This is a genomic window from Paenibacillus sp. CF384, assembly GCF_900106745.1.
Lineage (GTDB): Bacteria > Bacillota > Bacilli > Paenibacillales > Paenibacillaceae > Paenibacillus_Z.
Genome location: NZ_FNNV01000044.1, coordinates 1 through 1,477, shown reverse-complemented (window position 1 = coordinate 1,477; position 1,477 = coordinate 1). Strand labels below are relative to the sequence as shown.

The window sequence follows — 1,477 nt, the reverse complement described above, 5'->3', positions numbered from 1 at the left end:
AGAATGTCGAGAAACCCAACGTTTTTTTTCAAACGTTGGGTTTCTCTTTGGTTTTAGGGTTGGTTTGTGGAGGTCGAAGGGCGTTAAGCCTCCTTCGACCTCCTTTCTAGCTGGAGGGCTATCTTCTTCATGTTCTGTACGGCTGCGGTCATAAGCGCTTGCTCCATGACGTTTCGCAGCCCCCGCAAACGGCAATAGCGAAACCCGTGGAGCTCTTTAGCATCCGCGAAGCTTCGCTCTATCGTTTCTTTTCGTTTGCGGTACAGTTGTTTCCCGGATTTACTCAGCCGGTTCAGCCGTACTTGTTCTTTGCTGACTTCCCAGATGTGTCGGGTTACGACCTTGCGCTTGTTTTGAGATCTCGTACACTTCTCCAGCATTGGACATGCTGCACATTGTACGGGATCCGAAGCATATTGCCGGTATCCTTTACGATCTGTAGTGCGGTAAGGGAGCTCTTGTTTTTGTGGACAAATATACAGATTTCGCTCCTTATCATAGGTGAATTCCCATTTCGCGTACAATCCTTGCGTTGGATGAAATCTGCGGTGTGCGATAACGCCAAATATCTTTCGTTGTTCAAGTCCTTTGCAAATTGGTGTTGTCAGGTAACCAGAATCTAGAGCAACTGCCTCAACTTTAAACTGAAATCGTTCACGCTGGCGATCTAGACGAGAGAGGTAAGGCACGGAGTCATGCACGTTTCCGGCGGTAACGAAGACATCTGTAATTAGGTTGTACTTCACGTCAACCGTACGGTGATCTAAGTAGAAGAACCCCTCTGGTTTACCGTCTCGAATCATATAGCCACTGTCCCGATCTGTCGTACTAACCTTCACTTCTTTGTCTTTGTTCACCTCCTCCTGTTGTTTTAAAGCTTTTTTCCTTGTGCCTTACGCTCTGCTTCTACCGCGGAATTCAACTCATCTACATAGTCACGTGTATTCTGCTGGACTTGTTCTTTTGTGAACTTATGCTTGTTGGCATTCGCTTTGACATGAGTAGAGTCCGAGATAAGTACACGACCACCAACCATGCGATGCGAGATAGCTTGAAGCACAATCTCATCGAACACATCTTGAAAAACCGACGTGTCCTTAAAACGTGTACGACGGTTCCAACTAATTGTTGTATGATCAGGCACGCGGTCCGTGAGTCCCAAGCCAAGAAACCAGCGGTAAGCGAGATTCGTCTGAATCTCACGTTCCAGCTGGCGCTCGGAGCGTATGCCGTAAAAATACCCCAGAAAGATCATTTTAAAGAGCACGAGGGGATCTATTGCAGGTCGGCCGTTATCTTGGCAATACAAATGGCTCACTTTTTGATCGATAAAGGAAAAGTCGATGTACTTGTCCACCTTACGCAACAAATGATCAGCAGGGACTAGATCTTCTATGGAAACGAACTCGTAATTCTGTTGTTTATCCCGATTTGAACGTAGCATTTTACAACACCATCCGTTTGTTATTTGTTACTT

Annotated in this window: 1 protein-coding gene; it reads right to left on the bottom strand. The window is 46.2% G+C overall.

The features are described from left to right. Nucleotides 1–83: 83 nt before the first annotated feature. Nucleotides 84–1,444 (bottom strand): IS1182 family transposase gene (locus BLW29_RS31035; protein WP_090986983.1). Its coding sequence is split into 2 segments (ribosomal slippage): nt 84–877 and nt 877–1,444, totalling 1,362 coding nucleotides; the frame shifts between segments, so codons are not numbered across the junction. Nucleotides 1,445–1,477: the final 33 nt, after the last annotated feature.